The sequence below is a fragment of the Acinetobacter calcoaceticus ANC 3811 genome (assembly GCF_000399665.1).
GTDB classification, from domain to species: domain Bacteria; phylum Pseudomonadota; class Gammaproteobacteria; order Pseudomonadales; family Moraxellaceae; genus Acinetobacter; species Acinetobacter calcoaceticus_B.
Window position 1 is genome coordinate 1,326,156 of record NZ_KB976986.1, and the last position, 26,690, is coordinate 1,352,845.

General features: G+C 35.2%; 30 protein-coding genes, 1 tRNA gene and 1 pseudogene. 11 read left to right on the top strand and 21 right to left on the bottom strand.

Annotated elements, in window-relative coordinates; genetic code table 11:
- Window positions 1-545: 545 nt before the first annotated feature.
- The gene (locus tag F935_RS07490; RefSeq protein ID WP_016138359.1) at window positions 546-725 is read left to right on the top strand and encodes a hypothetical protein; all 180 of its coding nucleotides are present in this window, start codon (window positions 546-548) and stop codon (window positions 723-725) included.
- A gap of 104 nt (window positions 726-829) precedes the next feature.
- On the opposite strand, the gene F935_RS07495 is transcribed toward F935_RS07490, so the two are convergent.
- On the bottom strand, window positions 830-1,681 hold the full coding sequence (locus tag F935_RS07495) for a LysR family transcriptional regulator (RefSeq protein WP_016138360.1): 852 nt from the start codon (window positions 1,679-1,681) through the stop codon (window positions 830-832).
- A 94-nt stretch (window positions 1,682-1,775) separates the two neighbouring features.
- Between F935_RS07495 and F935_RS07500 the strand changes: the two genes are divergently transcribed.
- The 3 genes from F935_RS07500 to F935_RS07510 all read left to right on the top strand — a co-directional run bounded on the left by F935_RS07500 (window position 1,776) and on the right by F935_RS07510 (window position 5,082).
- Entirely contained in the window at window positions 1,776-2,705 is a 930-nt protein-coding gene (locus tag F935_RS07500) for a DMT family transporter (protein WP_016138361.1), read from the top strand.
- 254 nt (window positions 2,706-2,959) lie between these two features.
- On the top strand, window positions 2,960-3,424 hold the full coding sequence (locus F935_RS07505) for a hypothetical protein (protein ID WP_016138362.1): 465 nt from the start codon (window positions 2,960-2,962) through the stop codon (window positions 3,422-3,424).
- Between the two features lie 242 nt (window positions 3,425-3,666).
- Window positions 3,667-5,082, top strand: a complete 1,416-nt coding sequence (locus tag F935_RS07510) for a purine-cytosine permease family protein (protein WP_016138363.1) — start codon at window positions 3,667-3,669, stop codon at window positions 5,080-5,082.
- Window positions 5,083-5,142: 60 nt separating this feature from the next.
- Here F935_RS07510 and F935_RS07515 read toward each other — a convergent pair whose 3' ends face one another.
- Window positions 5,143-5,580 (bottom strand): PACE efflux transporter, encoded by a 438-nt coding sequence (locus F935_RS07515; RefSeq protein ID WP_016138364.1) that lies wholly within the window; start codon window positions 5,578-5,580, stop codon window positions 5,143-5,145.
- An 89-nt stretch (window positions 5,581-5,669) separates the two neighbouring features.
- On the opposite strand from F935_RS07515, the gene F935_RS07520 reads away from it, so the two are divergent.
- The 3 genes from F935_RS07520 (at window position 5,670) to F935_RS07530 (ending at window position 8,804) form a co-directional block, all read left to right on the top strand.
- On the top strand, window positions 5,670-6,554 hold the full coding sequence (locus F935_RS07520) for a LysR family transcriptional regulator (protein WP_016138365.1): 885 nt from the start codon (window positions 5,670-5,672) through the stop codon (window positions 6,552-6,554).
- Between the two features lie 1,285 nt (window positions 6,555-7,839).
- A tRNA-Ile gene (locus tag F935_RS07525) sits at window positions 7,840-7,916 on the top strand.
- A gap of 258 nt (window positions 7,917-8,174) precedes the next feature.
- Window positions 8,175-8,804, top strand: a complete 630-nt coding sequence (locus F935_RS07530; RefSeq protein WP_016138366.1) for an SOS response-associated peptidase — start codon at window positions 8,175-8,177, stop codon at window positions 8,802-8,804.
- Between the two features lie 73 nt (window positions 8,805-8,877).
- On the opposite strand, the gene F935_RS07535 is transcribed toward F935_RS07530, so the two are convergent.
- Window positions 8,878-9,285 (bottom strand): hypothetical protein, encoded by a 408-nt coding sequence (locus F935_RS07535; protein WP_016138367.1) that lies wholly within the window; start codon window positions 9,283-9,285, stop codon window positions 8,878-8,880.
- Window positions 9,286-9,869: 584 nt separating this feature from the next.
- Here F935_RS07535 and F935_RS07540 point away from each other — a divergent pair.
- Together F935_RS07540 and F935_RS07545 are read left to right on the top strand one after the other, a co-directional pair.
- Window positions 9,870-10,166, top strand: a pseudogene (locus tag F935_RS07540) (DUF4113 domain-containing protein); the annotation flags it as partial.
- Window positions 10,167-10,482: 316 nt separating this feature from the next.
- Window positions 10,483-11,760: a DUF6236 family protein gene (locus F935_RS07545; RefSeq protein WP_016138368.1), complete on the top strand. Its 1,278-nt coding sequence runs from the start codon at window positions 10,483-10,485 to the stop codon at window positions 11,758-11,760.
- A 209-nt stretch (window positions 11,761-11,969) separates the two neighbouring features.
- Here the strand turns inward: F935_RS07545 and F935_RS07550 are convergent, their stop codons facing one another.
- The 15 genes from F935_RS07550 to F935_RS07620 all read right to left on the bottom strand — a co-directional run bounded on the left by F935_RS07550 (window position 11,970) and on the right by F935_RS07620 (window position 22,838).
- Window positions 11,970-12,512, bottom strand: a complete 543-nt coding sequence (locus F935_RS07550) for a glycoside hydrolase family 108 protein (RefSeq protein ID WP_016138369.1) — start codon at window positions 12,510-12,512, stop codon at window positions 11,970-11,972.
- 42 nt (window positions 12,513-12,554) lie between these two features.
- Window positions 12,555-12,944, bottom strand: coding sequence for a hypothetical protein (locus F935_RS07555; RefSeq protein ID WP_016138370.1), 390 nt, complete (start codon window positions 12,942-12,944; stop codon window positions 12,555-12,557).
- Between the two features lie 76 nt (window positions 12,945-13,020).
- A complete protein-coding gene (locus F935_RS07560) occupies window positions 13,021-13,275 on the bottom strand; it encodes a hypothetical protein (RefSeq protein WP_016138371.1) in 255 nt (84 codons plus the stop codon).
- 11 nt (window positions 13,276-13,286) lie between these two features.
- Window positions 13,287-15,404 carry a phage tailspike polysaccharide lyase family protein gene (locus F935_RS07565; protein ID WP_016138372.1) on the bottom strand — a complete coding sequence of 706 codons (2,118 nt, stop codon included), beginning with the start codon at window positions 15,402-15,404 and terminating at the stop codon, window positions 13,287-13,289.
- Between the two features lie 62 nt (window positions 15,405-15,466).
- The gene (locus F935_RS19020; protein ID WP_016138373.1) at window positions 15,467-16,210 is read right to left on the bottom strand and encodes a hypothetical protein; all 744 of its coding nucleotides are present in this window, start codon (window positions 16,208-16,210) and stop codon (window positions 15,467-15,469) included.
- Entirely contained in the window at window positions 16,200-16,793 is a 594-nt protein-coding gene (locus tag F935_RS07575) for a baseplate wedge 1 family protein (RefSeq protein ID WP_016138374.1), read from the bottom strand. Before F935_RS07575 ends, F935_RS19020 begins: the two co-directional genes overlap by 11 nt.
- Window positions 16,794-17,978 carry a baseplate J/gp47 family protein gene (locus F935_RS07580; RefSeq protein WP_016138375.1) on the bottom strand — a complete coding sequence of 395 codons (1,185 nt, stop codon included), beginning with the start codon at window positions 17,976-17,978 and terminating at the stop codon, window positions 16,794-16,796.
- Entirely contained in the window at window positions 17,975-18,334 is a 360-nt protein-coding gene (locus F935_RS07585; RefSeq protein WP_035366134.1) for a contractile injection system sheath initiator, read from the bottom strand. The genes F935_RS07580 and F935_RS07585 overlap by 4 nt, the downstream gene beginning before the upstream one ends.
- Window positions 18,335-18,369: 35 nt before the next feature.
- The gene (locus F935_RS07590; RefSeq protein ID WP_016138377.1) at window positions 18,370-19,047 is read right to left on the bottom strand and encodes a Gp138 family membrane-puncturing spike protein; all 678 of its coding nucleotides are present in this window, start codon (window positions 19,045-19,047) and stop codon (window positions 18,370-18,372) included.
- Window positions 19,047-20,036, bottom strand: a complete 990-nt coding sequence (locus F935_RS07595; protein ID WP_016138378.1) for a baseplate hub protein — start codon at window positions 20,034-20,036, stop codon at window positions 19,047-19,049. The genes F935_RS07590 and F935_RS07595 overlap by 1 nt, the downstream gene beginning before the upstream one ends.
- Complete coding sequence (locus F935_RS07600) at window positions 20,033-20,326, bottom strand: phage baseplate plug family protein (protein WP_016138379.1); 294 nt, start codon at window positions 20,324-20,326, stop codon at window positions 20,033-20,035. The genes F935_RS07595 and F935_RS07600 overlap by 4 nt, the downstream gene beginning before the upstream one ends.
- A gap of 2 nt (window positions 20,327-20,328) precedes the next feature.
- Window positions 20,329-20,970 carry a phage baseplate protein gene (locus tag F935_RS07605; RefSeq protein ID WP_016138380.1) on the bottom strand — a complete coding sequence of 214 codons (642 nt, stop codon included), beginning with the start codon at window positions 20,968-20,970 and terminating at the stop codon, window positions 20,329-20,331.
- A 53-nt stretch (window positions 20,971-21,023) separates the two neighbouring features.
- Window positions 21,024-21,602: a hypothetical protein gene (locus tag F935_RS07610; protein WP_016138381.1), complete on the bottom strand. Its 579-nt coding sequence runs from the start codon at window positions 21,600-21,602 to the stop codon at window positions 21,024-21,026.
- 28 nt (window positions 21,603-21,630) lie between these two features.
- Window positions 21,631-22,230, bottom strand: a complete 600-nt coding sequence (locus tag F935_RS07615; protein WP_016138382.1) for a hypothetical protein — start codon at window positions 22,228-22,230, stop codon at window positions 21,631-21,633.
- A gap of 14 nt (window positions 22,231-22,244) precedes the next feature.
- On the bottom strand, window positions 22,245-22,838 hold the full coding sequence (locus F935_RS07620) for a hypothetical protein (RefSeq protein ID WP_016138383.1): 594 nt from the start codon (window positions 22,836-22,838) through the stop codon (window positions 22,245-22,247).
- Between the two features lie 309 nt (window positions 22,839-23,147).
- Here F935_RS07620 and F935_RS07625 point away from each other — a divergent pair, with 309 nt between their 5' ends.
- Window positions 23,148-23,402, top strand: a complete 255-nt coding sequence (locus F935_RS07625) for a lysozyme inhibitor LprI family protein (RefSeq protein ID WP_228253325.1) — start codon at window positions 23,148-23,150, stop codon at window positions 23,400-23,402.
- Between the two features lie 43 nt (window positions 23,403-23,445).
- Entirely contained in the window at window positions 23,446-23,802 is a 357-nt protein-coding gene (locus F935_RS07630; RefSeq protein ID WP_016138385.1) for a lysozyme inhibitor LprI family protein, read from the top strand.
- On the opposite strand, the gene F935_RS07635 is transcribed toward F935_RS07630, so the two are convergent.
- From F935_RS07635 to F935_RS07640, 3 genes are read right to left on the bottom strand one after another with little or no spacing between them, the layout of a single operon-like run.
- Window positions 23,799-25,970, bottom strand: coding sequence for a phage tail tape measure protein, TP901 family, core region (locus F935_RS07635; protein ID WP_016138386.1), 2,172 nt, complete (start codon window positions 25,968-25,970; stop codon window positions 23,799-23,801). The two genes, F935_RS07630 and F935_RS07635, sit on opposite strands and share 4 nt — an antisense overlap.
- Window positions 25,971-25,980: 10 nt before the next feature.
- Window positions 25,981-26,133: a DUF6889 family protein gene (locus F935_RS19220; protein ID WP_373456841.1), complete on the bottom strand. Its 153-nt coding sequence runs from the start codon at window positions 26,131-26,133 to the stop codon at window positions 25,981-25,983.
- A gap of 35 nt (window positions 26,134-26,168) precedes the next feature.
- Window positions 26,169-26,681 carry a phage tail assembly chaperone gene (locus F935_RS07640; protein ID WP_016138387.1) on the bottom strand — a complete coding sequence of 171 codons (513 nt, stop codon included), beginning with the start codon at window positions 26,679-26,681 and terminating at the stop codon, window positions 26,169-26,171.
- Window positions 26,682-26,690 lie beyond the last annotated feature (9 nt).

Consider the following 26,690-nt stretch of genomic DNA (forward strand, 5'->3'; position numbering starts at 1 on the left):
TATAAAACTACTAAAAAAAGTTTCATGCTACAAAGAGAACTCAAAACTCATTTTTCACAAACTTTGTAGTTCTATTAAAAAATCACATAAAAAAATGCTCATAAGCAAAAATAGCAAATGAGCATTAGTGATAACCACTTAACCTGAAATACAAATTGTGGGAAATAGATCACAATTTGCATGACTATAATTTCAAAAAATAGCTTAAAGATCAAGTCTTTTTTTTAACAAAGATTCTAATAGATAACATAACATGTTGTTTTAAATAAATTAAAAAAATAAATTTAATTCATGAGTCCTATTTTATAGTGTTTCTAAAGAATTATCATTCTATTAATTAATAAAAACTTAATTTTAAGAAAAGTTAAAAGATATTATTCAAATCAACAAAAATAAAATTTACTGTATTTTCAAATTGTTAGATAAAAATCATAAAAATTTAAATTTTACTTAATTACATAATTTATAATAAAAAAAACATAAATAAATTTAGAAATCCCCTTCAATTACCAATAATATCTTTAGACTTTTTATCAGAACGTAACATGCTCATTTTTTGGAAAATATTATGTATCGTATTATTAAGTCTAGGTGCTACAAGTATAGGTTTTGCGATTAGTAAGATTGATCTTTTTCTTTTTTTTATAGGTTTGCTTTTATTGACCTCATTTATCTTAGCTTTAAAGCAAGCACGTGAAGATGCAGGCTTCTTTCCTGATAATTAAATATGAACAAGAGAAGAATTTAAGTTAGCAATTCGACTATCCAATGTTTAGAGGCCCCCCTCTAGTCTATAGATTATCTAGCACGTATTTCTATTTCTTAAGATTTATATTTTGAAAGGCTCGAAGCAACTCACAAGAAAATCCATTACTACTCTTATTGCTGGACTATGCCGTAAATCTTCATGTGTGACTAACCAGATTTCAGCACTCATCGGATGATCATCTTGTAATCTGACCAAATTACTAAGAACACCTAAAAAATCAGGTAAGACCGCTAACCCAGCTTCCCCACATGCAGCTCTCCATTGCAACTCAGGATTATTGGTAATCATTACAGGTTCTTTATGTCCTAATCTTTCTTTTAACTTCTGTTGTTTCTGACCATGTACCCCACCTACCTCTACGCTAATCCACTCATAACTTTCGGGATCAGTTAACGCTAAATAATTTGGAGCAGCATATATTCCAAAAGGAATTTCACCAACTTTACGAGCAACTAAATTTTCATCCGTAGGACGGCCAAATCTTACTGCAATATCAGCCTCACTATGCTGTAAAGAAACATAATGAACATCACCAAGTACACGCAATTTTAATTGAGGGTAATGACGATAAAATTTCCCCAGATGAGGCATGATGAGATGTGCCGCAGTTAAAGGAGGCATACTAATAGAAACACTTCCCATCACTTCTTGCTGACCGGCTTGAGTTAAACGTTCAATAGAAAAAGTTTCTTCCATCATACGACCAACCACCTGCGCAAGACGTTCACCATCAGGAGTTAGAATGTAGGTCCGTGGTCTACGATCAACTAATTTAAGTTTTAAGTTTTGTTCTAGTTGAGCAATTCTTCTGGATACGGTTGCATGATCTACACCCAATTTTCGGGCAGCCGCTGACAGTGACTTTTCTTCGGTAAAAACTGAAAAGTAATGTAAATTTTCCCAATCGATCATTGTGCAAATTTTCACATTAGACGTGTATTAATATGGAATTGTACACCTTTATATAATTGCCCAGAATAAAACCTTTCTTAATGGGAGCCTGTCCATGAACAGAACGGTGGCTTATGCCTATGCTGGTGTTGTATTAACGATGTTTTTTTGGGGATCAGCATTTAATGCAATGTCTTATATTATTCAGCATATGCCTCCACTATCTGCCGCATCTGAACGGTTTTCAATTGCAAGCCTGGGCTTACTCTTGATCTTTTCAATAACAGGCAAATTAAGATGGACAGCTTTAAGTCAAAATTTAGTTATCTACCTTGTTATTGGGGTAGTTGGCATTGCAGGATTCAACATCGGTTGTTTTTATGGCTTACAGACTACATCTGCCGTGAACGGTGCTTTAATTATGGCAACTACACCGTTGATGACTTTATTAATGACAATCATGCTAGACGGTGAAAAACTTACTCCTAGTAAATTTTTAGGCGTTTTATTCGGCTTAAGTGGTGTGTTACTTGTGATTAGTCAGGGGCATATAACAACGTTGCTTCATCTAAAAATAGATATTGGAGATTTATTTATATTATTAGGAGCTTTTGGATTTTGCTTAGCTAATGTTCTATCTCGCCGTTATGTAAAAAATGCAACACCATTAGAAACAACCACTTTTTCTATGATGTTCGGTGCAATAACACTTAGTGTATTAAGTATGATATTTGAAGATCCTCTTACAGCCATCACTTCTGCCCCTGTAAATGCACATTTGGCCATGGGATATGTCGTTATTTGCTCAACAATGATTGCTTATTTATTCTGGTTCAATGGCATACAAAAGCTAGGAGCTGGCCGTGCTTCCGTCTTTTTTAACTTTGTACCAGTGTTCAGTATGCTGATCGCCCTAGTTACTGGGCAATCTCTTAATGTGTGGCAATTGCTAGGAACAGCTTTAGTCATGCTGGGTGTAATGAGTAGCGGAGGTTTTTTAAAAATTAAAGCTACTCCGCTTATAGGCAAACATTGTACAAAATAGGAAATATGCTGCTACATTAAAAAACTTATATTTATCATGTAGCAGCACCTTCCAACACAAAATAGACAAATTATTTATTTAATAAACTCTTTAATTTTATAACTTTTATTTTTTAAATATCTTTTTACATTTTTTATTATCTATCACAAAAGTTCATCTTAATTATTCCGTTGTAACAAATAACGTATGTTTCTTTAAAAATTAATAAAAGATTGCGATATATAGTTTTTAAACAACCAATGGAGATATTAAAAATGAAGCTGGATTTCACAACCATTGAAAAGCAAGCTCAATTGCTACAAGAAGAGCAAGAAAAAATAGAGCAACAAGATCATGAGTTTCAAGTAGCTTTAGATAAACACAGAGAATCTTTAAAGAATTTATTTAAAGATCTTTTCTCTGGCCATGATATTAAAACGGAAAATGGAGGTCATTTTTGTGTGAATTTTGGAAATTTCAAAATTTCCTTATTGATTGAAACTGCTAAATTTGAGAATGGTGTTCCTGTAAAATTAAATTCGGTAAATCCTGTTATTATTAAATTAAAAAAAGACAAACCAGTTGCAAAAGCACAATTTACCGACGCAACTCAATATTTAGATAATTATTCAGAAACTCCAAACTATCAGTATTATTATAAACAAGAAGATAAAACTCAACTTGTGCAATTCTCTGAACTTCCAACTTTTTTTCAAGCGATCTTAGACACTAATGTATAAAGTTTGGCCCTCAATAGAGGGCTTTTTTATATATTATTTTTTCATCATTTAAGCCTATTAAAAACAAACCCAGACTAATTTTTCTTAATATTTATTAAACACTTAAACTACTTTTAAGTTCTAATCCATCAAAAAATATTTGATTATTTTTTAAATAACTTGTATATACATGTTTATATTTGTTTGTACAAATATTGACTTAATAAAAATAGAGTGGACTCTTAAAGGACAAGGAGAGTGTAATGGACTCATCGGCTGAGAAACCAAATAGTAGTTTTATTGAAAACCGAAGCATTGATTTTATTCCAGAAAATGAAAGACATGGCGGAGTGTTTGCTCAATTCACCCTCTGGTTTGGTGCTAATTTACAAATTACGGCCATTGTGACGGGTGCGCTAGCAGTTGTACTAGGTGGTGATGTTTTTTGGTCGATTATTGGTTTATTTGTGGGGCAATGTTTTGGTGCTGCTGTCATGGCTCTACATGCTGCTCAAGGTCCAAAACTAGGCCTGCCCCAAATGATTTCAAGTCGTGTTCAGTTTGGAGTATATGGTGCGTGTATTCCAATCATACTCGTCTGCCTCATGTATCTTGGGTTTACCGCAACTGGTGAGGTGCTCGCGGGTAAAGCAATTGCACATCTCGCACATGTCAGCAATACAACTGGCATCTTAATTTACGCATGTTTAATTATTATATTCGCAACCATTGGATATCGTTTAATTCATTTGGTAGGCAAAGTAGCCAGTATTATTGGTTTGATTGCTTTTGTGATTATTCTAACTCAAATCTTAGCGCTTTCTGATTTCTCCGAACTCTTAGCAGTACGTCATTTCAATTGGTCTTCATTTTTGTTAGCAGTTTCACTTTCTGCTTCTTGGCAAATCTCTTTTGGACCTTATGTTGCAGACTACTCCCGCTATCTTCCAACTAAAACCTCTTCATCTCGTGTTTTTTGGGCAGTTGGCTTAGGCTCTTTATTGGGCTCACAAATTTCTATGACCCTAGGCGTTTTGATCGCTCAGGTTGCAAACGGCAATTTTGTTGGAAATGAAGTTCAATATGTTGTTGGCATGAACCCTATTGCCCTAGTCGTAACCTTTTTATATTTTAGTATTGCTTTTGGCAAAGTTACTCTGACGACCCTAAATGCTTATGGTAGTTTTATGTGCGTTGCTACGATTTGGAATAGTTTTAAATCGACAAATCAAATTTCAAAAATAACAAGATTACTCATTGTCCTTGCTATGGTTGTGATTTCTACTTTCATTGCAATTATAGGCGAGCACACATTCTTAAGTGCTTTTAAAGCATTTATTCTGTTTTTACTTACCTTCTTTATTCCATGGAGTGCCATCAATCTAGTTGATTACTACTTTATATCTAAAGAAGAATGTGATGTTGATGCGCTCTATGATCCAAATGGCAAGTATGGCCGCTGGAATCGTATTGGTATTACCTGCTACTTTCTAGGTATTTTGATTCAACTGCCATTTATTGATAGTAAATTCTATACAGGACAAATTGCTGCGATGTTAGGAGGAGTCGATTTATCATGGCTGGTAGGACTGATCTCTACCGCAGTGATTTATTATATTTTCGCCAAAAAAGCTCAACTCAAGTTTTCAAAACAGTTAGTCATTGATCAAGTCAAATAATGGAACTGGATAAGCTATCAAAGTCACATACCTTGATAGCCTATTGATCTGATTTGGCGACTATTCTTGTAATGCCTTAGTCTGTGCCGAAATAGGCAGTCCAAATAACTTATCAAAGCTCCAATTAAATATAAAAGTATAAATAGGAATAATGATAATAAAGGCCACATCTAACCAAAAAGCAGCAATTAGAGAAATATCCATCCACCATGCAATAAGAGGAATTAAAAATAGGACTAAAGTAAGCTGAAAACCAATTGCATGTCCCACTCTACGCTTAACTGTACGAACATTACTGCTTTGTCTAGCTTCCCATTCCTCATATAAAATATTGTAGATAAAATTCCAAGTTACAGCGATGGTCGTAATCATGATAGACAGTGGCCCCGTATGTTCAATACTATCACCTGCCAAAATCGCTAACCCTACTGATGAAATGATCATTCCAATGACTTCATAAAAAGAAACATAGACAATTCGACGCTTTACACCTTGCATAATCAACAAACTCTGCTTAATTCTTTATATTTTAATTTCAGTCAAAATCATATATAAAGTTAATAGCTTTCAGTTCTACTGATATCAAAATGAATTTTAATAGCGAAAATATTGAACTTTTTATTACCGTACTAGATACAGGATCTTTCTCTGCGGCCGCTCGTAAACTAAATCGAGTCCCCTCAGCAGTGAGTATGGCTATTGCTAATCTAGAAGTAGAATTGGGTTACACCTTATTTGAGCGTACTCCTCGAAAGGTCATTCCAACCGCTACAGCATTAGCTTTGGAACCTCAAGCGCGAATTATTTCTGAACAACTTAGGCTATTTAGTACTCATGCTCATGAACTTTCTTTAGGGCTTGAAACTAAATTACGTATTGGTGTGGTCTCAGATGTAAATACCAAATTATTATTCTATTCAATAAAAAAGTTAGCTGATAAATTCCCATTATTAAATATAGAGGTTATTACCGCACCTCAAGATGACATCGTTAATTTACTTTATAGGGAAGAAATTAGTCTTTGCTTAGCAGGTTCAGACCTCAATATAAAAATGCGTGAAAATTTGCAATTAGTAATGACTGAAACAGTCGTTGCTACTATCTCGTCTAGTCATACTCTTCTACAAGAAAAAACAAAGCGGTTTTCTATTGAAGAGTTAATCAATATTAGACAAATTGTAGTAGCGAGTAGTGATCATGAAATGACAGATTCGCGTTCAATTATTGGTGCAATGTACTGGAAAACGAATAGTCTACAAACCGCAATTAATATGGTTGAAGCAGGACTAGGTTGGGGGAATTTCCCTCTATCATTAGTACAAGAAAAAATCGATCAAGGTCAGTTAGTTCTTTTAGATTTTAAAAATACCAAAAATCATTTACCACTATCCATTTACTTAATTTGGCTTCAAGATCGCCCCTTATCTAAAGCCGCTCGAGAACTCATTCAAATTATTCAAGAAAATTTATAATTTCTTATACTGTAGCTCTGTACATACATGATCTTTCTATAGTTTTACTTCTGATTATATATACTTACTTTTAAAATTCAGATTATTGCTCTTTCCTATTTCCCCATATTACAAAAAGCAAGAAGCCTACTTTAAAAGCAGGCTTCTTACTGTATTTCAGGACTAAGCAATAGTTTTTTATTTTGGGAAAATACATTTGTACTTTATTAAAACCTAGCATTTTAGTCAAGAATAAAATCAATGAAATACAATCAATTGTACCCAGTGTGAAAGTAGTCACACTTTAAGTTTTATATAGAAAACACATTAGAAAAAGAAAGAAATTTCAATTAAAAAAACTTCCAACTTCCCCACTAGAAAGTGCTAATTTTTTAATAAATTGAGATAAAGCTTTTAATGTTAAGATGTCTCTAACTTCATTTATTAAAAATCATATTTACCCTTAAAGCTTTACCTATCACATATTAGATTTATTTTTTTAAAGACTTTAGTCTCGTAACATTTTCTGAGTAATTTACAATCATCTACCCTGCCTACAAACGTAAAAATTTGTATCTCCTAAAATAAAACTAATTTTATAAGTATGATCCTTTATTCTTATTTTTTAATATTAATTAGACTCTCTAATTCATATCACTTAAAAATACTTACCTTTACTAGATTTATTACAGTTTCAATGAAATTTCAGAGAATAACTCAGATTAGTGTGATATAAAATTGACTATGATACAACTCATCGACTCTATAAATATAATTTTTTTTGAAGCAATATTTTTTTAAACATTCAATGAAGACCAAATATTTCTTGAATTCATTTTATTTATAATACTTTCATTGTTTTATTAAAATAGTGTTTAATAAAAAATTGATAAATTGTGCATAAAACACACATATATAAATTATGCTTGTACTCTATTAGTTTGAGTGACCTTATCTAGTTTATATTTTTAGTAGTATTCAATCACCCTACAACTTGGTTGAATTTTAAACAATACCTATTTTAAATAGAATTAATGATTTGAACAGGATAGGCAATTAAATCTCACTCACTATAAACTTCTGGCTGGAATAAGTTCTAATTGATCGATAAATAACTAAGTCCACTTTACTCATGAAGTACTCATACGCTAGAATCACTCTCGCTCGTAATATTTAACCAAAATAACACAATCTTTTTTGGGTCCACTATGTGCCTACTTTAGAAAATGACTTGTGTTTAATTTAAAAATTGATTAGTATTGCACGCACTGAAAAGCCTTGAGATTAAAAGCTTTTCTGACTTATAGGGCCTATAGCTCAGTTGGTTAGAGCAGCGGACTCATAATCCGTTGGTCCCGTGTTCAAGTCACGGTGGGCCCACCAAATAAAAAAACCACTTAGGTGTATTAATCCTAAGTGGTTTTTTTAATGCCTGCTCTCATGTAAGCAATATGTAAGCATCTTATCGATTTCTTAATTTTATTTGAAAAGTGTAGTTTTTAGCCAAAAATTAGCTAACTTATCTCACTCCTATTTATCTACATCTCATAGACAACAAAACCTCAAAGATTTTAAACTTTGTTAATCATTCTAAATTCGTAAAATAGAATTAATAGCAATAATAATAATAAAGGTAAAAATATGTGCGCAAACTATGAACCAATATCAAAAGACCGTGTACACCTTTTAGATCTATTCGAACCTACATTCGACTATAAAGCCGATGTTTATCCGGGTTACGACTGCCCTCTTATTTTCTCCAGAGATGGCCACATTGAATGGCGCCAAGTTAAGTTTGGCATGATTCCACCTTGGAACCATGATCTTAAGTTTTCTAAGTATACATATAACGCTAGAACTGAGACGGTAGATAAAAAGCCGAGCTTCCGACATGCGTGGGCTAAAAGCCAGTTTGCATTAATACCTGTCAAAAAAATCTATGAACCAAAGTACGTAAACGGTAAAGCACAACGTTGGGGAATTTATCGTGAAGATGGTTTACCTTTTACAGTGGCGGCAATTTATGATTCAACGGTGATTGATGGTAAACAAATTAGATCTATGTCGATGCTCACAATTAATGCTGATGGCCACCCTTTCATGAGCCAGTTTCATAAACCTGAAGATGAAAAGAGGTCGATTATCGTCATTCCCGAAGAGTATCGAGAGGATTGGTTGAACTGTAAAAAAGAAGATGCTGATCAATTTTTCTTTGAAATGCCGATCGGTGAATTTACTGCTAATTTTTTCCTAAAAATAGTAAAAAATTGAAAAATTAATAGAAATAGTAGAAATAATAACAACTGCTCAAGGCAGTTATTATTTCTACTATTTCTATTGTTATTTAATCATTATCAAATATTTGCTGAATTACTATTGAAATCGTTGCAAATACGGCTGTGATTGCAAGCTTACCGTACCATAAACCAAACCACAATTTCTGTATACCTAGCCTAAAGTTATTTTCTCGTAAACCCGCCCAATCCAACAAATCATAACTTTCTGTTTTTAATGAATAAAATTCTAATAATGGATAAAAGCAGAAACTAAGTAATATACCAAAAATCAAATAGAACCAGTGCTTAGAATAGCCAGTATCCATATAGATTCTATATATAAAATAAGCACTTGAAGACCATACTATTAATAAAAATAAAGTATAAATTGCAGTTTTTAAATCAAAACCAAACTTTATGCTAAAATATAATAAAATTGCAAAAGAAATAGATATTAACAAAGCTACTATCTTCATTTTAAAAAGCTCCTATGGCTCGTAGTTAAATAATTGACCCTATATAATCAAAAAATTAAAAATTATTAAATAGAACAAACAATATTCTAAGTAACAAAATATTTCAAAAAAATGATTACATTTTTAAAATTCAACCAAATTATTTTAAGGCGAGACTAATCAGTCTAGACTTAAAATAAGAAAAAATAAAAACCAATAGATTAATGATTTATTCTAAAAATAAAATTATTATTTTAGAATCTATTTATTTTTATTAAATAAAATATTTTTCCCTACAAAACCAGCACGTTAATTTAAATTAATCATTATAAATCAATCATTTGGAATTTAAATATTCAATTTCACCATATCAATATTTTAAGCATAATATTTTAAACTACACCCCCTTAAAACCATCAAAAAGATTAACTCTTAAAACCAACAAAATCTTTAATTCTTAAAAATATAATCATTAATATTATTAAATTAAAATATAACATATACCACAATTAAAACTTTATAAAATACTATTTTAAAAGCATGTTTTGAGTTTTAAATAGATAATTAACTCATTCCGAGTGTTCATTTTCCGATCAATGGTGTGATCAGCAACAAGGATGTTGAACGAAATCTATAAAGAAGGAATTAAATATAAAAAGTGCGGTGTTGTGCTGACAGGTCTTGAGCCAAAATCTGGCCATACATATGACCTCTTAACTGACTTTGCACATATACAGAAAAAAGAGTGCTTAATGCAGGCTATGGACGGTATCCATAGCAAGTTTGGAAAGAAGAAATTAGGAGTCGGACCGTGTTTTGTTCCTGGTCGGAATTGGTCTATGTCTCGGGATAAATTAAGTAAAAACCCTTTTAGGTGGGATCAGCCAACAATAGTTAAGTAATATATGAATAAAATAAGGATAAATTTTATAAGTCTTGAAAAAAATTAATTTTTAATACTTCTTCTGAAATATTTTACACAAATTACAACTTCTGGTTAAGAAGGCAGAATATATCCAATATTTTTAATAGTGTAGAATCTTTTTTATTTAACTTATGATAAGTTAATTTGAATTGAGAGCATCACAAAAATCTAAGGTAAGAAGATGCCTCATTTACAAGAAATATTTTTCCAATTGAAAATATACAGCGCAATTTACCAAACCAATAGCACTAAATTAGATTTAAAGTTTCACTTACTAATTAGGAATAAAACTTATGAATAAAATTGAAATAATTGAGTCTATTTTATTAGATCTAAAAGAAAATCGACAAATTGTAAATGCTATCTTGAGTTTTGAAAAAGAATATAACCATGGGATGATGAACGATCTACCTTATGAGGCTAGAAACAATTTTTATGAATTTTTTAGTGATTTTAAGTACAACAAGAAATATATAAAAAATGATGATTTAGAAAATATTCATTATCTAATCAATAATTTATCAAATCATCTTGATGAATATTTATCAAATAATTCAGGTAAAACTCGAACTGCTCTTTTAACAATTATAAATAGCATGAGAACACTACCAAATATTAAAACATTTGATTTTTTACCTGTAGAGAGCTTCTCACAAAAGAGCAAAAGTAAGAATTCTCAATATATTGATCGCGGTATCCTTTTATACCCTGGTAACGTGCAAGCAACCCAAAATGGTTTTACTCTGACTGAAGGAATGTCACAAGAAGATATGTTTTATTATGCGTTGTATTGGGACAAAATAGTTGTATCTAGCAGCGTAGTCAATATCGATCTCCCTTGTGATTTAGAATTTATGCGTCAAGGTGTATTAGAAAAACTATATTCTTTACAGTATCCAAAGAACTCACCTTACAAGTCTGGTGGTAATATACAAAATTTTGCAAGTCATGAACTTTGGGTTTTTGGTGATGTTGCCTCAGAAAAATTAAGAGCAGAAGGTGAAGATTGGACTATATGCCATGCAAATGGAGAGCCACAATATATGCCTGAGCATAAGAAAGATGCAAACATGACAAGGCTGCGTTTGTCTAAGTGCTTGCCCTATCCTATCGTCAATGATGAAAATAGTGTAGAAAAATTATTAAATTTTAAACTCAAAAGATCTGCAGAATTAGCAGCCTTACATGAGTCTATTGATAACTTAATAGTCAAATTACCTAAAAATACGCTTCATGCTTTAAAAGAAAGTGAAATTAAACGTTTTAACAATGCTGTAGAAGAGTTAGATAAAACCTTATTGGAGCGATTCGCATTCACAGACAAAAGAAGTGTAGAATTTAATCTTAATTTTGATCCAATTAATATAATAGAGAGAGTTGGGGCAATTGGTACTGCTATTCTAGCGGATAATGGATTGAATACAGGCTTTCCTTACCTTACTACTGCAACTTTTTTAACTTCTTTAATATCTATACAGAAGGTTTTTGGTGTTACTTTTAATCAATATGCTAAAGATGATATTAAACTTGAATATATATCAAAAGCAAAGTCTGCGAATATAATTCCATAACTCTTCACTATGGTAGTTTTGGAAATACCATGAAATAAAAGGTGAAGAGAAAAGGAGAATAATATATAAAATTTGAATTATTTTTTTCATCTTAAATTACCTAATAAATTTCATAAAATGCTTTAACACTAAACTCAACATTCACGTTTTTTTGATCATATGAACTGTGCATTCTGATAATAGAATGCACAATAAAACTCGAACCCTCATTACGAAACCCGATTAGATATCCAGCCAAAGAAAAATTGCTCTTGGCTTGGATTACGCTCACAAATTTCGATGTAGCGCTGCCCTTGCATGATATTAAGTACTCGCACTAATACCTTCTCGCCTTCTTTCCCTCTTTTGACCAGATAAGTTTTAAATGCATTTAATGTAGCTGGCCCATAAATTCCATCTACAGTTAGATCTGGCCAACCTGCTTTACCTTGGTTGTTTAGCAAGTTCAAAGCTCGTTGTAAAAGAGGTTTTGCAAAGCCGGTGCCACAATTTACTCCTGTGTCTAATAACTCCTCAGCTACTGCAGAAGAAACGGCGTTCACCTGGTCAAAACGCGGCGAGATCCAGTATTGTTTCCGATAAATAGACTTGGCGATATCAAGTGGTAAATCCTTCATGTTTCCTTTGAATCCGTTTGCTCGAACAACAGCTTCGGTAATACCGTATTTTGTTGCACCACCACGGTCCGCGGGGTTATTTACATAACCACCTTCACGCTTAATGAGTTCTTCAAGATATTGTTCGATGTTCATTTCGTTTTTCCTCAGATAATAAAAAACCGCCTTTCGGCGGCATTAACTGTTTTCGATATCTTTTCTGGCTTTCTTTACTTCTTTAATTACTTCGACAATCGTCTTACCTTCCTGTTTATCAATAAAGTTAAAGATCCACCGGACTAAAGCCCATCCGGGAATTCCGCAAATAAAGAAAAACCCGCCAAGAGCGATCATTCCCCAAATATCAGTAATCCACTCATGAAGCCCCCACTTCACAATAATGAATGATCCGCCCGCCAGACTTGACACAACTGTACAAATCAGCCCCACGGCCCATTCTTGTGGTGAGCGTGGCATACGTGTCATCAAAACAACTGCTGCAACTAAAGCGACTGCTAAAGTCACCATAATTGCCGCACCATAAAATTTTAAAAGTGCTGTTAAACCGCTTGTTGAAACTGGTTCCATTAATAATCTCTCCAGAGTTTAGATAATAAAAAAGCCCTAGCTTTTAGGCTTAGGGCTTAAGTGGTTTAATTAAAATTTATTGTGAAGTACCTATTTCGAAAGCTTCATCTTCAGTATCAGCAAAGCCTATGATTTCGCGCTCATATTCAGGTTCTTGTAACCCTTCCCAACGAAGTAAACTTTTTGTTTCGTCGTAAAGATAATTTTCATCACCGACAAGCAAACCATCTAAACTTTTATAAACTACGAAGGGTTTGCCTGTCGGTTCACCTTCTTTAAGCTTCCCTATAAAAATCGGATGACCTGTTGTTTTATAAGATACATAATACATTTCATTAACCCTCAATATAAAAACTTGCCTTTGGCAGTGATGTCAAAGTTAATACCCGCATTTTCAACTGAAATATTTGAAAAACTGTATATTTTGGCAGATGAAGTGCCAGCACTTGTGGCTTTGATTTGCACACTAACATTATCGAAAATCATTGGGCTTAATCGTGGCTGAGCAACAAATGGCTTTGGATAAGTCCATTGAATATCAGCAGTTTTAAACCCACCAGTTGCCGTAGTAGTAACAGGCAGGGTGGCTGTTACACGGATTGTGCACTCCATTGTGCCATCAGAATTTCGTATCCATGATCCATTCGATTCGGTAGTGCCGCTAGACGGAAATACTTGTTTAGCTACACCAGCTAACCCTGCATCTCCAGCAATTAAAATAATAGAATCAGGAACGGCAAATTTAGGCCTTGTAATCTGTATAAATGAAGGTTTGACTGCGGAAGCACCAGCAGAATAATTTAAAAGACGATCAAAAATTGGTGCACTCCCAACAAGTTCGAATCCGTCTAAAATAACATTACTACTTACAGGCAAATTAAATGCAGCCAATATTCCCACCATATTTGGATTTCCTTCAAACTTAATGTCTTGAAGAACTAATGTTGTTGGTTCTGATGCCTTTTGAATTGTAGAAGATGCAAGCCATCCTAAAATATACGAAGCCCCTCCACTTGTTACCACTTCATTGTTAATACTTTCTACGCGTCCACCAATTAGCTGTGACAATCCGATTGGAACTCGAATATCACCCGGGTGAACGTGAATCTTATTATTAATAGCTTTAGGGTTACGTCCTGATAAACTTATACGGCCTTTAATATAATTGTCTCGATAATGACAATCTATTGTGTTGCCATGCATATCAGCCGCATGTAGCAATGACGTAGGAGAGTTTTCAATAGTCATTTTCTCACAGTGAATACGACGATTTGGAGCAGCCATATCCGTGTCATCTCCACCGATTGCACACCCATGTCTTGCACCAAATACATAATCTGCTTCAACAAGAATATCTTGACTATTACCTATGATGATTCCGTAATCAGTTCCACTACCAGACAGATTAACCTTGATATGCCTTCCGCCAGCAATATAGGAACTATAGGAACGATCGAGATTAAATGAGTTCTGTGCACCAGATGATGTGGAGGGGTTTTCTGAGTTAAAGTCAAAATAACTATATGCTGATAGTGAAATCTTTATGGCACTTAATCCACTGCTTTTAAATTTGACACCTCGAATATCAAGTATGATCGGATTAACTTTCCAGACCTTATCTTGGATACCAGCTGGGTAACTGGTTTCTAACATGGATTCTAAAGTAATAACGTTTCCTGAAGATGCCTCTACTGTCTTATATTCACCGTCGTAATAGTAAGATTCATGAGATGATAACGAAGAAACTCGACTATTATGAATAGCAATCAAGTCACCTTTATTCAAAACTGCATTTTGATTTAATGTAATTGTCTTGCTATTCCTTGATGCAGAAAAAGATATATAGCCCAACTGCTCCTTAGTGCCTGAAAATGTTATGTAATTATTTTCACTAATAAACTTGCAGTTGCCACTAATAACAAGCTTCTGATTGGGTGCATTTACTAGAATATTGCTGTTATATAGATACTCCGAATAGGAAGGATCATTAAATGTAGCTTTATTTGCTACCATGAAGATAAAACAGTTACGGATAGCCTGTGCATCATCAGTAACACCATCACCTTTAGCCCCAAACATTTTTGGATTTACATAATTGATGATTGTCAGGTTTAAATTATTCTGAGAATCATTAAACTGCTTTTGGGTACTACCTGCGTAAGCTACTAAATCAGCTGTCCAACCATTCGAACCCGCTCCAGCAGCTGCGGCAGCTTCAATAGCCTCATCAAAAGCTGAAGTACGATCTAATATCTTTTGCTCAAGCAGGTTAATGGTTTCTAATGCTTCTTGGATCGTAATTTCACCATCTTCAGCTACTTTATTTAACTGAGTAAGAATCTCATCTAACGTAGTACCATCTACCTTTCCATCAAGTAAAGGAAGTATTTTTCTTAGAATCGCTAAGATATCCGATGCATTATTAATATTCGCTAATACCGCATTCCAGTTTGTTGCCATAACAAAATCTCCACGCAACAAAAAACCGCCGGAAGGCGGTTTGAAAAATTAAATGAATCAGATTAGTAATAAACAACTACTGTGCAAATTTTTGGTGTATACGCTCCTTGAGTGTTATCACCACCAAAGGCTCCCATCAATCTGAATTTTGTTTTTGTACGTGCAAAGTCCTCACGTTCTTGAAGGCTAACAGCAGCCGTATCATTACTTGTACCCATACACACAATCCCATAATCAGTGTCTGGAGCAGCAGCCGATAATGTAAACTCAATTTGACCACCTCCACTATTTGATACAGAAGCAAATCCACGACTTTTGACTAAATCAAACGTTGAACCAGTTAAGCGAATTACCGCTATGGCTTTTTCACCTAAGGTTCCACCGTCTACCGTATCAATCGTAATGTTCTGAGATCCGTCAAACGTACCACTACCCTTTACTACACCAGTAAAGTTAATAGTCCGGCTCGTTTTTAACTTGTCTGCAGAACTGGCATTACCTGTAGTGTTTTGATCACCGGCTTTATTTACCCCGGGTAAATCAATATCAGCTGTACCATCGAAAGAAATGCCGCCAATTTTTCTTGCTGTGGCTAACTTTGTAGCTGAAGCTGAGATAGCGTCTTTATCTAGTTTTTCATCAATGATTTCATTTACCTTCTTGGTAATTGAATTTAGCAACCAGTTAAACCACTGTCGTGCCGGTTGGGTTAATGATGGAAACCCTTTGTCAAGTTCCAACCCTTCCTTGTGACTATTGTGCTCATCTGCAAGCTCTGCAAACTCTGTTAATTTTTCAATACTCATCTTCGCCCTCGAAAATCAGCCTTACACCAGAAGGTACAGGGAACATTAATTTAACTAACTCTCGCTCGTAAACCTCATAACTTTCTAAAAATGTGAACGTTATCGTCATATTTAAGTTGTCTATAAACTTGAATTGTTTGTCGATTACGAGAGAAATAATTTCTTTTGCTGACTGCTCGGAACAATCACTTTTATTAAGCAAAATTTTGGCTTTAATTACTTTTTTGAAAAGCTGCGGAGACATCTTCAATGCGGTATATCCACTCATACCCGATTCACGCCAATAGCCTGATTTAATATTCGGATACTCAGTATCACGCCAAGTTAGAGAACCGGGTTGACCTTGAAATCCAAAATAAGGAACTGGCACCGCATTAGGTATAGAGTTAGGTGCCCCTACCCAATCAGCGATAATCTGCAATTGGTCACCGGTAGCCGTATCAAGATCAAATTTATCGTTAAGGCTATTTAGAAACTCAAGGCAATCAATTAAAGGATTAATTAATACATCTACTGTCTTTCTAAACTTTGGCTTATCTCGATGCTGGCTAGTTAGGAGGGCAATATATTTACTTGCGTCCACCTAGAACCCTCCTGAGGTATTAATCTCGATATTGTCTGAGTCACAATAAGCGACTTCATTAAATGCAAGACTGTAATTACCTTCAATAACAACGCCGTCCGATAGGATTTGAATAGAATCAATTTGATAGGTCTCAGAGTCTAAGTTCCCAAATAAGCCAGCAGGAATATAAAGCTTGTTGAGCATGATCCGATCACCAATATCAAGCTGGTTCACGTAATCTGCTAGGTTTTGCTTGATATTGTCTTCAATTTCTTTTGTGTATTCCGATGAACCTACGACATTCAGTTTAAAACCGATATTTCGGATATTTGGCCGATAAATTGAGACTGTTACCTCATCACCAAACACATTAGTGATGGCTACATTTACATTGCCAAACCATCCGCACCCTAAGCTCTTCTTAACCCGCATAAGATCAGCTATTTCGTTTGCATCACCACCAGAAACAACAACACATAAACTATTAGGCGGCATGCCTAAATCATTGACTCTGTCGCTATCGTTTTCATAAGTTTTACAACGTGAAACACCGGCTAAACTAAAAAGCCCACCCTTGATGCTATCTGTCTTTGACTGAGATGGAATTGCAACCGAAAGTGCCTGACGTTGTCGCAACTTTGCATCAACTTCAACCGACATACCTAGAGATGAGGTTGCAGGGTTATTTACTCCCCTCCAACCTCGCGTAGGTTTACCAATGGTTGTGATGGTATTGCTCAGCGCTAATATTGAGCCTGGCTTTTTCGCCTTAGCAGTAATAACAACTATTCCAGACGCTGGGATAATTACCAGATCAGGGAACATCCATTGATTGCCATTCCGATCAAGTGCATACCCTTTTTTTATCTCAGTTCCAGGGGTGCCTGTGATTTCTAGATCTACTGTTGAAAATGTAGGTAGCTGACGTGAAATACCATTGATGGCCACATTCCTTGATAACGCATCTCCTGTTGCTGTTTTTGGTGAAAAAGTAGAGTAAAGCTTAATAAAAGCACTATTTACATCAGCTATAGCACGCGAAAAAACACCAATCATTTGACCGTCTTGGCTATCGTTTTCTAAATACGCATCTTCACCGTAAATACCCTTGTACTCAGTTTTAAGATAGTCATCGACCTCGTAATATGTAGGTGCGCTGACACCAGCATCAGTAATAACTGGCGCTACAGTTGTTAAAGTCATGTTGTTAAGTCCCCGTTAAGAGATACTTCGCCGAATATGGTATTCACTGTCATTGAGACAGTTAAACGGCGTGTTTCTGGATCTAGTGCGCTTTGAAAATCTACAATGCTTTTTACGCCTGGTGTCTCAAGTACACGCTGATGTAGTGTGAGCTCATAAAGATTTTTAGATTGTTTGCCGACAATGGATTGATTCCATCCGGTACCATCCGATGTATCTGCAAACCACTCGCCAAGCCAAAGTTTTAAGCGCGTAAAAATTGCTTGCGTCACTGTCTCTGGAGAATTAATAAGAAAATCATTCTTGCCAGATCCGAAGACATAGTCGCCATCACTTGAAAGTTTTCTATAGCGCATAAAAAAAGACGCTTTCGCGCCCCTCATATTGATTTCTATTGTTGTGGTGGCCCCGATGTATCAGGACCAGATTTAACACCTGTAGTAATGTGCTTAATTAAGCTCACAGTCTTCGCAATAACATCTTCAAGTGACTCAATCAGACCTGTTACTTTCAGTGTTTTTTTAATTTCTACATCACAATCGAAAACCGCTTTCTTTCCAAAAAAGTTAATAATTCCAACTGGTGTAATTTGGATCTTAGTCGCATTGTCATCGGATCTAATTTCCAGATTTTCTGCAGAAATATTTTTAATCTTTTTGGCTTGTGATTGAGGTTTAAAGTAAGCAAAGCCATCGGATAAATCATGGTGTCGAGTATCAAAAGGATTTTGAACCCCTCCTGATTGCCACCAGAGGTCGATATTGCGCGAAGAGAAGCTAACTATACATTCATCACCAACATTGATTGGATGAGTGATAGTGAAGCCACCAGCGCAGGGAAACATCACAGGCACATCTTGCAGTATCGGAATTTCAATCATCTTGATACTACCTTCAGGAGTTCGCACCGGCACACGGATTGATGGCTTTACTTCTACCGTCACAGCATCCGGATCATAACTAACCACTTCACAGGGTAAATTAGTCCAAATCCCTAAAACCTCCTCACTAACCACATCTTTAATAATTTCTAGCAGATCCGGTGAACGCTCATTATTTGATAATGCCATTAGGTACCCTCCTGCTCTGGAGTCCAGATATCATCTACCGCATTTATGGTAATTCCGCTTTTCGGTACCACGGCACCAAGAGCAGTACAAACCAAGTTTGTGTACCACTCATCCCCACGTGTATCACCGCTATGTTCTAATGCTTGGATAATAAAAATACCTTGGGCATTGGTCGCAAGCTTTGGAGTCTTTTGCGGCTGATCTACTTGTTGACCACCATATGAAATATCAAAATTCTCAGACTGCAGATTAGTAAGATCTATTTGTATACGGTCCTTACGCTTTAACTTTGGATTAAGTAAACACTTAACTACTAAGCCTTCGCTTGTAAGCTGAGGCATCCCCACCATCCCCGTACTAGCAGTTAAAACAAACATTGGCTGAAGCGTCCACTTATCTAGTTCAGTAGAACTTAAAACGCCATCTGAATAGTCATAAGTGACGTTATTCTCTTTGCCAATCTTTTCGATATACCCATGTAAACTTCCGAAAAGAACACGGCCACGCGGATACTTTTGATCGCTCAATGCTGCTATTTCACCAACATCAATACCGTATTTTTTGACTTCCTCTTCAATCAGTTCACTTAATCCCTGAATTGATGTCCCAGCGGGTACAGATTGTTTAATTACGGCGCTTTTTACCTGATCTCCCGATATAGCCAAAACACAAAGATATGTATCTACCGGACTGCTGCGGCCACGTCTGAACTGAAAAACACTACCTTTAAAAATAACCTCAGGCTCATCCTTATCATAACTACACGCTAGAATGATCTGAGTGTCTTTTTTTGAGTCATCAACTCCAGCCAAAAGGTTCATAGTTTGATGAGATAGATTATAAATATAGATCTCTGCCGCCTTAGGCTGCTCAGTAGTCCCCTGACTTACAACGAATGTAATTTTAAATTCTGAGATATCCAAAGCATCAGGGGCATTTTTATCTACTTGTATGGTTAGCCTAAAGTTACGCATCCACTGCATTGTCATGAGTCACTCCAAAACAATTTTATCATCGTACCTAAATCGGTGAATTGCTGGATTTCATCTTCATTGGTATTAAGCACATACAATGAACCACTAATAATATGCTGGTGTTGAATAAGCAAATTATCCCCCATCAACAAAGGTAAACCAGCAATTAAAGGGTTTTCAGCATTATCAAAAATATCCAAGAACCAGCTTTCTACCCGGTAGATGAGTTGCAATTTATATTGTGTTCCACCTAACCGAATACTAAATTTTTGATTGCCATTATTTAGTGGTATTTCGTAAAACATAGTTATTCACCGAATAGAGCCGATTTAACCATTCCGGCAATTTGGCTGGCCGCAGATTCATTAATAGGTTTTGCTTGAACGGTACCGCCGTTATTGACTGCGGCCGTTGCTTCAGGGCTAGCTTGATTTTCAATAGCGACCAATGCTGTTTCTGTACTGACGATAAGAACTTTTTTAAACGTAATATCGATCATCAAAACATTTTCAGTCTGTCGATCGGTAGTACATCCAAGCGACTTAATAAGCATGTTTGTATATAAGCGCTTTCCGGTTGAGATAATGAGTGGAACGCTTCGATCTTTTAACTGAAGTAGTGTTTGATAAACAATGCTTAAGCTAGTATTCCCCCCAAGAATCGTATTACCCAAGAATCCATTTAAGGTTCCCGCACTTTCGGACCAACCCACTTTCATTGTTAGTTCTGGTGGTTCGCTGAATGCATGATCTGAAATCGGTGCACCCACTTCCGTAGGGTGTTCGGTAATGTTGTGTTCATCCTTATGCTTTTCTTCGATCGTAACATCTGCAAAAAGCCCCATGATTGTTCGTCCACGCCCAGACAATAATAGTGAACCTAAGATCTCCGAATTAGTTACTGCCGTGGCAGATCCTAGGGCACCATTGACTAATGTTCCTATTGCCATAATTTCACCTATAAAAAAACCTCGCTAAATGCGAGGTTTAAAATTTAGAAAACTCATGCTTCATATTCTTTCAAAGTCATTGTATTTAATAGTTGTAAAATACCTTCATCGATTAATTCTCTTCGAGTATTTCTGGAAACCTTACCTCCGAAGGTATTTCCATCTTTCATAATTTGGATATGACTATGGGCAATATCATACTCAATATCATCTGGACAATAAATTACATCAAAACAATAATCATCGGAACTCTGTATTGCTCTAATATCTATTACAGCAAGACTCACAAATCCTAAATATTTCTCCTTAGAATCTGGCTGTCTCTCTAACCTTTTTGATAAGAGACTTAAGCCTCTATCATGAACTTCTTGATCATTTTTACAATGTTTCTGCCAATAAACAGACAATGCGTTACCATTTTTCTCTGTAAAATTAGATGAAATAAGTTGATTTGTAAAAGGGTGCATAAATGTGCATCTATTTACAAACTGCTCATTATCAATAACAGTATCTTCAAATTTTTGATCAGCAAGAATCGTTTCAACTTTTTGATCATCAATTATTTCATTTTGTTCAAATTCGCTTGAAGCAGTAATTGATCTATTTAATGTTTCTTCAGGTGATAATGACATTCTATCTTTCTTAACTTCAATATTATGATTAAAACTTATTCAGCTCTTTTAAAATTACAGCAGGAATAGTCCCTTTTTTAAAATAGATGCCATCTAAACGAGTTTTTTTCTTTTCAGAATCTATATATAGAAAATGCATTAATCCACCATCCTCTATAGATAAATATCCAGTTTGATCTTTATGGGTAAATTTAAAATAAATTTCTCCATCATAATCCAGCCCCATTTCACCCTTACCATTAAAGTTAGGAAATTTATCCAATAGCCATTCAACCACTGCGATTGAAAACTTTGTTGGCTTAATAAGATTTTCATCTAAAGGATAATTCTTAAGAAAATCAAAATTCAATCTTAATTTTTGATTTGCTGTTAATTCTTCGGCAGAGACATAGTGAGTAAAAGAAGTATTCGATTTAACACTATCACTAGAATCTAAAAAAATTTCAGTAAAAAAATCAGCTATATTTCTTGAATCCTTCAAAGATTTTCCAATAGTAGAGATTTTTTTAACAAATTTTTTAGACTGATCACGAGTTTTTTGGACAAGATCATCTGTAACAGAATCAATAGCTCTCAACAAACCATTCTCTTGCCATGCTGATACTTGATAACTTTCAAAACCATACATTTTTATAATTCCTATTATTTATTAACTGAATTGCATAAAGATTTAAATAATCTTTCTAAATCCTTAGTTTCCAAATCAACACGAACCATTGGTTCAACACCTAAATTAAAATTTCTATTATTTTTTAATGCTGTCTTATTAAATGGAGATATATGATAAAAATCAATACATGCCTCGCTACTATCAGAAGATACAAACAATACATTAGAAACTAATTTAACATACTGATCTGGTTCTCTTTCGAAACGAGGTGGATCTAAAGGTTTAAGATCTTGATCAGCCATTATTTTGTCAGTTTCATTTAATTCATTCACAAAATCCCTAACTGCTTCATTTTTAATTTTTATTTGAAGACAAGTTCTAGCATCTTGAGAAGTAAATCGTTTTTCACAAAAGAAAATTTTTATAAAATTTGCATCTGATTCAAAAAAGCAATAATCAGATACATATCTACGAGCTGGAACAGGTAGATCATCAACAGATAGGTGAAATTTGAATTGATTTTGATCTTGTGTCGGAGTTGCAACCGCTTCAACCTGATAACCATCGATTCTATTGTTAGACTTAAGAGGTGAAATTGGTTTCATAGCGGATTTATTAGCAGACAAAAGATATCTCCATCAAAAAAATTACAAACAATTATTATACGTAATAACCAATGTCAAACATGGCATAAGTCAATTTATTATAACAGTAATTATCCTTTTGTATCACCTTTTTCGCTAAGATAGAAATTTTAAAAGCACGAAAAAGATCATTTTTTTGAAATGATGTTATTGATTTGATTTTAGATATATTCAAAATATAATACTTTTTAAAGCCATTCCTCTAAATTCGAAATGAAGAAAATAGTACTAATTATTGTAATTTCCCTAAGTTCCTCCACATTCGCTGGTAGCTTACATAGTGACTTACAAATGCTTGATAAAGAAATTAAAAGTCTTAAAAGTGAATTGAATTCAATATATAAAAAAGCTTATACCCAAACCGAGGCAAAGCAAGAATTGGATTCATCTCAAAAAGCATGGTTGAAATATAAAGAATTACAATGTGGCGATTTCGTTGTAGCAGACACCCAAGGAAGCCCAGCAACGGTCAGCTATGATTTAACTTGCCAGTCGATCTTATATAAACAACGCATTGCATTCCTTAAAGAAATGTTTAGACAATAAGAAATACTCTCCTCAATCAATTTATTAAACTTGGATTTGATCAATGAAAAAATTTCTATCAATACTTTTTGCTTCAACAATTAGCATGGGTGCACTTGCTAATTGTGAAATCTATTTCAACGATCCTGTTGATGTCGCAAAATGTTATGAAGATGAATCATATGCAAAAGTAACTACAAATTTAAAAAAATTATCTGAGCAATCTAAAGAGCAAATTAGTTATAACCCTAATGTTCTAAAAGATCTTACTAACTCTCAAAAAGATTGGTTAACTTACCGAAATAGTTACTGTACTACATACAGCAACTATCATGGTGAGAAGAACAATCATTCTAATTGTATTGTCAAATTGAATAATGAGCGCGCTAAACAATTAAAAGCCGACATTGATGCAAACTAACCTACGAATGCACCTTTTGCACTTCTTGCCATAAACACTAAAGAATATTCTTGTTGGCGTTTTATGGCATTAGCAGAATCCATAGGACTAGAAGCACCATTAACTGTAACATCAGTTTGAAAGGATTGATGAATAACGACATTACTTGCACTCAAAGAGTTTGAATTATTCACTTGAGATTTATGAGGGTTGCCATTTGGTGGCCCATAAGTACCAAACGAAGCATCAACATTTAAAGCGGTCGAATTATCATTTATTGGACTTTCGACTAACTTATTCGCTGCCTTGTAATGCTTCTTGAATATCCCAGCTTGCCTCAAGACAAACTGCTGTGGAGTTTCATTTTCTTTCATCCCATTTTGACGCATTGCCAAAAGTCCTTTTTTTGATGCTCCCTTACCAGACAAAGCTCTGGCAAATGTTTCAGCACCGATATTGTGGGCGAGATATAAATTTTCTCCTGTAACTGCCAATCCGTACTTTTTTAATATCTTGGCATTCTGCTTCGCGAGTAAACCTGTAGCTAATGTATTGATGCGCTTGTCATAACGAGGGTCATCTTTGGTACGGAATCGATCACCAATTTGTGTCATGCCAATTTCTTTACCAGCATCAGTTTTAGCTAAACCATCCCATGTGGATTGAATAAATTGCCCAGTACCAATTGCTCCAGTAGGTGACATTTTCCCGGTCCAACCAGCCTCCATTTTTACGAAACCGCGCAACACATCTTCAGGTATTCCATATTTCTTGGAAGCTTCTTTAATATATCCATCAATTTTGCTTCCAAAACTGAATGCATATTTTGAATTACCTGGATTTACAACCCTTTTCACCGCCTCAACTGTAGCTTTAGCGACTCCTGTAGCTGCTGCCACGCCTTTCTCAACTACGCTCTTAACATATTGTGTAGCAGTTGCGACCTTTTCTTGCGTAGGTGTAACCTTTTCTGGCTCGGGAGGGTTTACATATTCTTCTACAGCTTTCTTTGTTTTATCTACACTCTCTTTAACATCTGTTGCTACATCTTTTAATGCCCCAGCAGGATCATTAATAATTTTCTGAACAAACTCAATAGTCTTATTTTTGACCCTATTGAGAATATCTAGAAAATCTTTAATTTTATTAATTATAGTATCAATACCATCAGTCCACTTAGACCAGTCAAATAGTGACTTGCCACCGTCTTTCCATGTTTTGTAATCATCATAGAGCAAGGCCAGTGCCGCACCTAATGCTAGGATGATACCAATCGGCGAAGCCAGGAATGCGAGACGGAATAACTTCAGCAATCCAATAAAGGTTTTTAATGCCGGTATAAACTTGAGTAGTAAGCCTAACGACTTGGCCATAGCACTAAACATTAAAGCCAGCATTGCAAAGCGTAGGCCAATGGCCAAACCTTCTTTGATATGTGGGTTTAACTGTGAAAATGCATGAATACCAGCCTGAATTAACTGATTAAGCAAACGCAAGATTGGAATAAGAGCTTTACCGGCTTGCATAACGAAGACTTGAAAACCTGTTTTCGTCATCATTGTTAGGTCGCGGTACTCAGTCATGAACTCATTACCTGACTTAGCCAAGTCATCATTCATACCGAGTTCTTTCTGGATCTTCTGGTATTTCTCCATGTTCGAGATGAATTTACCATCTCGCATGGCCAACATTGTTTTTTGATCGATACCCAAAGAGTTAGCATAAGCATTCGCTTGATAAGCTGGCATCTTAGCTAATACGCCGCTTAGATCCTTCATGACCTCAATGCGGTCACGCATCTGGCCATTAGCATCGCGAGTGCTTACGCCAAGGCTTTTGATCTGACCTTCATAGCCTGGAGAGTTCCGGATCTTTTCGGCCAAAGACTCTAAAGATCCTACTGCGCCCTCAGCACTACCGCCAAGCTGTGTAATGGCGTTCCCATAAGCATTAATGTTTGTGACACTGGCACCAATACGCTGAGACGAAAAATAAAGCTTATCTAGCTCGCTGGCCGTTTGACGCACTGCAACGACGGCTCCAGTAGCCAAAGCCATCAAAGCACCATTTAATGCCTTAGCTTTCCATTCAATGCCATCCATGGCACTTTTCATACTAGCTAGACCTGAATTATCTGTATCAAATCCAAGTGAAACCAAAAAGTCTCGAATAACACCATTTTTAGCCATGGGACCACCATTATTTATTTTTTCTTTCGCGCTCCTGGTTAAGCAGATATTCGTTATCTGCTACGACATCGAGCGCATCATTCATGAGAGCTATATCAGCAAGATCTAGCTTCCCATTAATTAAAGATTCGTATTTGCACATGCCTTTAATGACTGGCCGCATGAGCCAATCAGACTCATCCGGCAAGCTTTGAAACGTTATTGAGGTTGCTTCTGCATGCTCGATGCCTGAGTAAGCAACCCTAGAATAAAATTTCCGAGATTGAGCCTAATCGTTGCAATGACTAAAGGTAATAGCTCAGTCATATCAAGGTTATCGAACATGATTGTGTTGTTACGGCACACTACAGCACCGCCACGCTTTACAACGCCTAAACATTTATAAATTATGAAGTTGACATCTTCTTCAGGCATAGAGGCAAACACTTCCATTAATGGAGAGAAGGCATCCGCAAGAGGTGTAAGATCTTCGAGATCAGGAATGACTTCAGGTTCCTTAGTATCCTCATCATTCCCAACAGATTCCGATGCAATTTCGGCCTTTTCTTCATTTGCTTCGATGGATGCAATTACTTTAGATAAATCACCTTTAGCAACCTCAGCAATAATTGGCATTAGCTTAGGTACAATTGGTGCAATTTTTCGGGATACGTGAAACTGATCGACCGCATTTAAGCGGCCGATTGTGTATTCAATTCCATTAATTTCCATCACTTAAAA